The organism is Nonomuraea deserti (assembly GCF_004348685.1).
In the GTDB taxonomy this organism is placed as follows: Bacteria; Actinomycetota; Actinomycetes; order Streptosporangiales; family Streptosporangiaceae; genus Nonomuraea; species Nonomuraea deserti.
In genome coordinates this window covers 1-7439 of record NZ_SMKO01000310.1, presented here as the reverse complement: position 1 = coordinate 7439, position 7439 = coordinate 1, and the positions used below count along the sequence as shown (strand labels likewise).

At 68.8% G+C, this 7439-nt stretch carries 9 protein-coding genes and 1 tRNA gene; 5 read left to right on the top strand and 5 right to left on the bottom strand.

Annotation, left to right across the window (positions count from 1 at the left end):
- Positions 1-16: 16 nt before the first annotated feature.
- Both E1292_RS48630 and E1292_RS48625 read right to left on the bottom strand, forming a co-directional pair.
- A complete protein-coding gene (locus E1292_RS48630; RefSeq protein WP_132606591.1) occupies positions 17-253 on the bottom strand; it encodes a helix-turn-helix domain-containing protein in 237 nt (78 codons plus the stop codon).
- A complete protein-coding gene (locus tag E1292_RS48625; protein WP_132606590.1) occupies positions 250-477 on the bottom strand; it encodes a DUF6158 family protein in 228 nt (75 codons plus the stop codon). Before E1292_RS48625 ends, E1292_RS48630 begins: the two co-directional genes overlap by 4 nt.
- A gap of 96 nt (positions 478-573) precedes the next feature.
- On the opposite strand from E1292_RS48625, the gene E1292_RS48620 reads away from it, so the two are divergent.
- Together E1292_RS48620 and E1292_RS55345 are read left to right on the top strand one after the other, a co-directional pair.
- Positions 574-1506: a LysR family transcriptional regulator gene (locus E1292_RS48620; protein WP_132606589.1), complete on the top strand. Its 933-nt coding sequence runs from the start codon at positions 574-576 to the stop codon at positions 1504-1506.
- An 85-nt stretch (positions 1507-1591) separates the two neighbouring features.
- Positions 1592-3031: a S1 family peptidase gene (locus E1292_RS55345; RefSeq protein WP_132606588.1), complete on the top strand. Its 1440-nt coding sequence runs from the start codon at positions 1592-1594 to the stop codon at positions 3029-3031.
- Between the two features lie 186 nt (positions 3032-3217).
- Here E1292_RS55345 and E1292_RS48610 read toward each other — a convergent pair whose 3' ends face one another.
- Positions 3218-3742, bottom strand: coding sequence for a histidine phosphatase family protein (locus E1292_RS48610; protein ID WP_132606587.1), 525 nt, complete (start codon positions 3740-3742; stop codon positions 3218-3220).
- 267 nt (positions 3743-4009) lie between these two features.
- Between E1292_RS48610 and E1292_RS48605 the strand changes: the two genes are divergently transcribed.
- A tRNA-Ile gene (locus tag E1292_RS48605) sits at positions 4010-4083 on the top strand.
- On the opposite strand, the gene E1292_RS48600 is transcribed toward E1292_RS48605, so the two are convergent.
- Together E1292_RS48600 and E1292_RS48595 are read right to left on the bottom strand one after the other, a co-directional pair.
- Complete coding sequence (locus tag E1292_RS48600) at positions 4065-5351, bottom strand: tyrosine-type recombinase/integrase (protein WP_132606586.1); 1287 nt, start codon at positions 5349-5351, stop codon at positions 4065-4067. The genes E1292_RS48605 and E1292_RS48600 overlap by 19 nt on opposite strands.
- Positions 5348-5599, bottom strand: coding sequence for a hypothetical protein (locus tag E1292_RS48595; protein WP_132606585.1), 252 nt, complete (start codon positions 5597-5599; stop codon positions 5348-5350). The genes E1292_RS48600 and E1292_RS48595 overlap by 4 nt, the downstream gene beginning before the upstream one ends.
- A 208-nt stretch (positions 5600-5807) precedes the next feature.
- Between E1292_RS48595 and E1292_RS48590 the strand changes: the two genes are divergently transcribed.
- The gene (locus E1292_RS48590) at positions 5808-6146 is read left to right on the top strand and encodes a hypothetical protein (RefSeq protein WP_132606584.1); all 339 of its coding nucleotides are present in this window, start codon (positions 5808-5810) and stop codon (positions 6144-6146) included.
- Complete coding sequence (locus tag E1292_RS48585) at positions 6146-7156, top strand: DUF3987 domain-containing protein (RefSeq protein WP_132606583.1); 1011 nt, start codon at positions 6146-6148, stop codon at positions 7154-7156. The genes E1292_RS48590 and E1292_RS48585 overlap by 1 nt, the downstream gene beginning before the upstream one ends.
- Positions 7157-7439 lie beyond the last annotated feature (283 nt).

The window sequence follows — 7439 nt, the reverse complement described above, 5'->3', positions numbered from 1 at the left end:
GTGTGGGGATGGCCCGTCAGTACTCGACCTCGAACGTGTGCGGGCCCAGCGCGTACCCTTCGCCCTTGGGCACCACGTGACCGTGCTCGATCAGCGTGGTCAGGCTCGCCCGCACGTCGTCCTCGTCCAGGCCGGTCGCCCGTACCAACCTGGCGAGCCCCGCGCCTCCGTGCTCCACCGCCTCGGAGGCCACCGCCTCGTACACGTGGATGTCCACGTCCGACAGGGACTGGACATCGTGGCCCTCTGTCATGATCGCTGCCTCGCTCCCTCCCTCAGCCGCATCGGGTCGATTTCGCGCTCGGGGTGGCGGCGGAGGTATTCGGTCTCCAGCTCGTCGGTACGCGACGTGTGCGTCGCGAGAGCGTCGTCCGATCCGTGGAAGAACGTCTCGCTCCGGGTGGCGTGCAGTTGCCGCAGCTCACGCACCAGGTCGTCGTCGCTCAGCACGCCCGCGTCTATTCCCATCGTCGTCATGGGCTCCCTCTACCCCAGAAGACCAGCAACAATATCTGTCACATTTCCTGACATTTAGGCATTGTTTGTAAGACATCGCCGCCTTACCTTCCCGTTATGGACCTCGAGCTCAGGCACCTCAGGATCGTTCGCGCGGTCGCGGACGCGGGAAGTGTGAGCAAGGCCGCGTCCCTGCTCGGGCTGGCACAACCGGCCCTCACTGCCCAGCTCAAGCGCATCGAGAGGGTGCTCGGCGGCGCCCTGTTCGAGCGCGACCGCCGCGGCGCCCGGCCCACCCGGCTCGGCGAGCTGGTGCTCGCCAGGGCGCGCGTGCTGCTCCCCGCAGCCAAGGAACTCCAGGACGAAGCGCTGCGTTTCGCCCAGGCCCCCTCCCCCGGCTTCCGCATCGGCGCCACCAACGGCCCCATCCTCGGCGGCCTGGTCGACCGCCTGGCCGCGGAGCGCACGATCAGCACGTTCACCTCCTGGTCGGCGCACGAGCTGAACAGCATGGCCGAGCTCGGCCGCCTCGACTACGTGCTGACCGGCGCCTGCGGCGCCTCCGGCACCCCCACCGGCTCGCTGCTGTGGGAGACGATCAGCGTCGACCCCGTCTTCTGCCTGGTCGCCGAGAACCATCCCGCCGCCAAGGAGAAGGAGGTCGAGCTGGCCGACCTCGCCGAGGAGCAGTGGGCGGTAACCCCGGGGGACGGCTGCTTCGCCGACTGCTTCGCGATGGCCTGCGCCAGGGCCGGTTTCACGCCCGGCACGATTTACGAGACGGACGTGCCGACGTGCACGCACCTCGCGCAGGTCGGCCGGGCCGCGGTGTTGTGCCAGGCCACCCACCAGCCCGCCCAGGGCCTGATCATGGTGCCACTGGCCGGCGCGCCGCTGCGCTGGCGGCAACTCCTCGGCCGCCACCCCACCTCCCCCGACGCCGCCTGGGTGGCGGCGCAGGCGAAACAGGCCCACATGGACGCCGTACGCAAGAGCCCGGTCTACAACGACTGGCTTGTACGTAACCCGGGATATGGAACCGCTCCATAACCCGGTGATAGGGGCAAACTAGTACTCCTCCGCTCCTGAGTTCGCCGTTACCTTTACGGCACCCCCAGCAGCAAGGAGACCCTCCATGCTCCGAGCCCCCGCGCTGATCGCCGTCGCGATCGGCGCCTTGGTCGTGACCGCGACCCCCGCGTCAGCGGCGAAACCCCCCTCCGGCGTGGTCGACGCCATCCAGCGCGACCTCGGCATCACCAAGGAACAGGCGATCAACCGCCTCGCCAACGAGTCCCGCGGCAACGCCGCAGCGCCCACCCTGCGCAAGAGGCTCGGCGACGACTACGCCGGCATCTGGTACGAAGGGGCCGAAAGCGCCCTCGTCGCCGCCAGCGTCGACCCCTCCGACACCACCGAGATCACCCGAGCGGGCGCCCGAGCACGCATCGTGACCCGAACGTTCGCCCAGCTCGCCCACGTCAAGGAGGGCCTCGACAAGGCCGCCCCGCCCGCCACCGTGCACAGCTGGGCCATCTCGCCCCAGGACAACGCGGTCGTCGTCCAGACCAGCGACGAAACGGCGGCGCGATCGTGGATCGCCTCCAGCGGCATGGACGCCGAAGCCGTGAGATTCGAACGGTCCACCGAACGCCCGCGCCCGTTCTACGACATCCGCGGCGGGGACGCGTACTACACGTCGGAAGGCTACCGGTGCTCGATCGGCTTCGCGGCCAGGCGCGGCACCCAGCTCGGCTTCACCACGGCCGGCCACTGCGGCGGCACCGGCGTCACCACGACCGGGTACAACCGGGTCGCGCAGGGAACGTTCCAGATCTCCTCGTTCCCGGGCAACGACTACGCCTGGGTGGCGACGAACTCCAACTGGACCGCGCCCGGCGTGGTCAACGGCTACAGCGCCGGCACCCTCCCCGTACGCGGCTCGACCGTCACCCAGCCCCAAGGCTCGGTGTGCCGCTCCGGCTCCACCACCCAGTGGCACTGCGGCACCGTCACCGCGCTGAACGCCACCGTCAACTACCCGGAGGGCACCGTATCCGGCCTGACCCGGACGAACGTGTGCGCCGAAGGCGGCGACTCGGGCGGCTCGTTCATCTCGGGCGACCAGGCCCAGGGCATGACCTCCGGCGGCTCCGGCAACTGCAGCGTCGGCGGCACCACGTACTTCCAGCCCCTCGGTGAACTCCTCTCCGTGGGCGACCTCACCCTGATCACCTCCGGCGGCGACCCGGACCCGCCGGAGGGCTGCCAGAGCTACGAGGACACCTACACGGGGTCGCTGGGCGGGAACCAGAGCGCGTACCAGCCGGACGGCTCCTACTACCAGGCCACGACCTCCGGCACCCACGCCGCCTGCCTGGACGCGCCCGACGGCACGGACTTCGACGTGTACCTGCAGAAGTGGAACGGCTACTCCTGGACCGTGGTGGCCAGAGGCGACAGCCCGAACTCCGACGAGACCATCAACTACAACGGGACCGCGGGCTACTACCGGTACCGCGTGCACGCCTACAGCGGGTCCGGCACGTACACGCTGGGCCTGAACCGGCCATGAGCACCACCTGAGACCCGAGGGCCGGCGAGTGCCGAGCAGCACCCGACATTCGCCGGCCCTCTCCCACGTCCGGCGCACGACCGCTCCCCTCGTCGCGCGCACGACCGATCCCTCATCCCGCGCACGACCGCTTTCCCGTCCCGCGCACGACCGCCACGCACCTCCCGGCGCCCGGACGCGAACGCTCTAGACCAGCTCGAACTCCCACCCCGGCTGCCACTCGAACGGACCGACCAGATCCTCCAGCGACGTGCCGTGCAGCAGGTTCCGTAACGCCCATAGATTCGCGGTGTGCGCCACCACCAGCACCGTCCGCCCCTGCCACTCCCCCATCACGTCCCGCAGGAACACCGCCGTCTCGGCGACCACCTGCCGGTAGCTCTGCCCGCCCGGCCACGGGGTGTCGATGTGCCTGCTCCGCAACGCCGCGACCTCGCTCACCGGCCGCCCGTTGTAGATCCCGTAGTCGCATTCCCTGAGCCGCCGGTCGAGCCTGATCTCCTTGCCGTCCCCGAAAGCGATCCCCGCCGTCTGCACGGACCGCCGCAGGTCAGATGAGTAGACGACGTCGACCTTCCGCCGCCGCGCCCCCAGCTCCACCGCCTGCGTTCGCCCGAGCGCCGACAGCTCACCCGGCAACCATCCGGTGGCGATGCCCGTCTCGTTGTCCACGGTGGTGGAGTGGGTCTCGTAGATCAGTCTGACAGCCACGCCCAGACGGTACCGGGCTTACCTGCGTACCCGCTGGGAAAGCCCACTCGACCCCCCGCCTCCCGGTCGCGGTGCTGGAGGGCCCGGCCGCGACCCGAATATGATCGGCTCAGGCTCCACCAACACGTCCGGGCGTGGAATGATGTGTGCGGGGATGTCTCCCCTCCAGCCGGGCGCCACAAGCGGTTCCCATGCTCTAGCCTTAGCATGCGCGGGGCGGCGGCATGATCCTCTCGACGCCCACCGCACGTCACACAACTGAATCCAGGGGCGGTAGCTCAGCCGGTCAGAGCATCGGACTCATAATCCGTGGGTCGTGGGTTCAAGTCCCACCCGCCCTACTTTTCGTTGCAGGTCCGACCTGCGGCTTCCTTGATCCCGTATCAGCTTGGGACTCCCGGTTTGTCCCGTGGGAGACCGAAGGGAGACCGCCAGTCACGGACGTCTCTCCCACCGCCGTCGCCCTGGGCACCAGCGCGACGCTCGCTTCGGCCGCCTCCCGCGCCACTAACGGAAGAACCGTCGTGTAGAGATCGGCCGTGATCGACACGCTCGAGTGCCGCAACATCGCCGACGTCGTCTTCATGTCATTGCCGGCCGCCAACGACAGCGTGGCCGCACCGTGGCGAAGGTCGTGCAGCCGGATCGGCGGCAGGCCGGCCGCGAACGTCAACCGCTCGAAATGCTCGCTGACCCAGTCGGGCGTCAACTCGCGGCCGTCCTCCCGCGTGAAGATCCGGCCGGTGTCCGTCCATACCGGCCCCCACGACAGCCGCTCCGCGTTCTGCCGCACCTTGTGCGCCCGCAGCACAGCGACCGTGACCGCGTCCAGCGCGACCACCGCATCCGACGACTCCGTCTTCGGTGAACCTTCCTTCACCTCCCGTCCGACATTGATCAGCTGCTTGGCCGTAGCCAGCACACCCTCATCCATGTCGCCGTCGAGCCAGCGGGCACCACACGCCTCACCCCGCCGCAACCCTCGAAACGCGACCAGGTGGTACAGCGCGTACAGCCGATCACTCGCCGCGTAGTCGAGAAAAGCGCCGAGCTGCGCCGGCGTCCACACCATCACCGGCGACGGCCGCGGCGTGGACAACCACACCTTGAACCGCTCCAGCGGCTTCTTCGGCTTCACGGGCGCTGCCCGCTCCGCGGCAAGACGCTTCTCGTAGGCCAGGCCGAACGCCTCCACACGCGCCTTTGTCCAGACCACGCCCTTGGCCTTCTTCCCCGCCTCCAGCTTCACCAGCTTGGCGGCGCTGAAAGTGACGACGTGCTCTCGTTCTGCGGAGGCCAGCACCGTACGGATCGTCGCCCGGATCCGTTGCTGGGTCACCGGCCCGGTGATCCGCTTCCCGCGCACCGACGCCCGAACCGTCGGGTCGTCAGACGCTCGCGCGGCGAGCAGCGCCTGATTCTTCTGATCAATCCTGGTGAACACCTGCTCGACGACAGGAACGAACAGCCGGTCCATTCGCACGCCCGCGAGCACGTCGCGAATGTGGGTCTTCCAGGGGGAGATGTAGCCAAGTAGCGTGCTCTCGCGGATGTCCTTCAGCTGGCGACGCCGCTCCACCCAATCGTCCCAATATTGCCCGAACGTCATCGCCTGCAATGGCTGCCCCGCCTGGAACTTCCGCGGAGTTCCTCATAGTCGGGCAGCGGCCCCTGTTTCCGGTGCGCCGCCTTGATCATGTCCAGGATCTCCATCCGAGCCTCGTGACCTTCCGGCCCGGCCTCGGGAATGTCGAGCAGGAGCCCTGCCTTCTCGTAGAAGTCGATCAGTTCGGCTTCGCTCTTGAACCCGCTCAGGCGCAGGTAGACACCCTGTGCCCCGCCCACGAAGACCGGCACCCGTCACTCTCGGTCGGCGTCACCGGCCAGGGCGTGGTTTTGATCACCTGCCACGGTGGGCCGAAATGCTCCACTCCGGACATCGTGGCGGCACTCGACCTTCCCATGTCCGCCCTGTGGCCACCATCGCCGGACCATCAGCTTCCGCCACAGCAGCGTCACGACAGGTGGATGCCGTGCGGCCACGACCGTCCGCGAACAGCACGTCGTGGTCATCACCGAGGGCGAGAAGGACGTCGAGACTCTCCGCGCCCATCGGGGCATCGTCGCGACCTGCAATCCCATGGGCGCCGGGAAATGGCAGCCGGACTTCGCGCGGTATTTCCGCGGCGCCGACGTGTCCATCGTCGCCGACCGTGACGAGGCAGGCCGCCGTCACGCGCGCACTGTCGTCGACAGCCTCATGCCCGTCGCCCGCTGCATCCATGTCATCCAGGCACGCCACGGAAAGGACGCGCACGATCACCTCAGCGCCGGCGGCACGATGGGCGACTTCATCGAGGTCTGGACCCCCAAGCCCTTCACCGACGAGGAGGTCCATGGGTGATGTCCGCGACCGAACCGAACTGGGCACCCGACATCGGCAAGCCAGGTCTCAAAGCGCGAGCTGACGCCCCCGGCGGCGAGGACACCTGGGACGAAATCATCCCACTCGGATCCCGGCTCATCCCGCCCACCTTCCCCATCGCCTGCCTGCCGGCCTGGCTGCAAGCCATGGTCGAGGCGGTCGCCGAAGAGACCCAGACCCCTCCCGACATCGCCGCCGCCTTCGGCCTCGGAGGGCTGTCCGCCGCCGCCGGCGGCAAGGCGGAAGTCAGGGTACGCGGCGGCTGGCAGGAACCCGTGCACCTCTTCCTCGCCTCGGTGGCGCCGCCGGCCACCAGGAAGTCGGCCGTGTTCCGTGCCATGACGGCGCCGCTGTACGCGGCGGAGGAGACGCTGATTCTCGCGGGACGGGCCAGAACCAGGCAGGCGGAACTGCTCCGGCTGCAGTTGGAGGAGGCCGACAAGCAGGCCAGGACCAAGGCGGTCAGGAGCGGCTCGGCGAACGATCTGGCCGAGGCCGAATCGACCGCCCTGGCCTTGGCGGACGCGGCCGTGCCCCACGAGGTGCAACTGATCGCCAAGAACGTCACCCCCGAGGAATGCTCCACCATCCTGTCCGAACAGGGCGGACGGCTGGCCATCCTGTCGGCCGAAGGCGACATCTTCGACATCGTGTGCGGGCGCTACAGCAACGGCGTTCCCGCCCTGACGCCCTTCCTCGAGGCCCACGCCGGCTCGACCAGCGACCCCGACGACACCGAGACGATCTCCAAACTGTGCGGCCAGATCGCCCTGCCGTACTGGGAGACCTCCGTCGACGCCTCCGGCCGACGCCAACGCACCCGCCGCTGGATCGTGCCGTCGAGCGGCGGGTTCTGCGCCGGGGGGCTGCCCGGCGTCGCACCTGACCACGGTCCCGGTGCCGGCGTAGACGGTGATGCCGTCCAGGTGGGTGTCCACCGGGACGACCGTGCCCGTGCCGTCGACGGTACCGCCGCAGGAACGAGGTGATCTTGTGAACGCCAATCTCGAAGTTTTGGCGAACCAGCCGACCACACCCCCTCACACCCACCCCGACCAGCAGAAACACCAGAACCACCGAAGCCACGGCACAACGAGCCGTAACGTTACATCCACAAGCCGTCACCACAGGCCGGCCACCACGACCCCCAGGAAACCATGACCAGCCTCCCCCGCACCCTCACCCTCGCCGCCTGCCTCACCACCGGCCTCGCGACCAACGTTACATCCACAAGCCGTCACCACAGGCCGGCCACCACGACCCCCAGGAAAC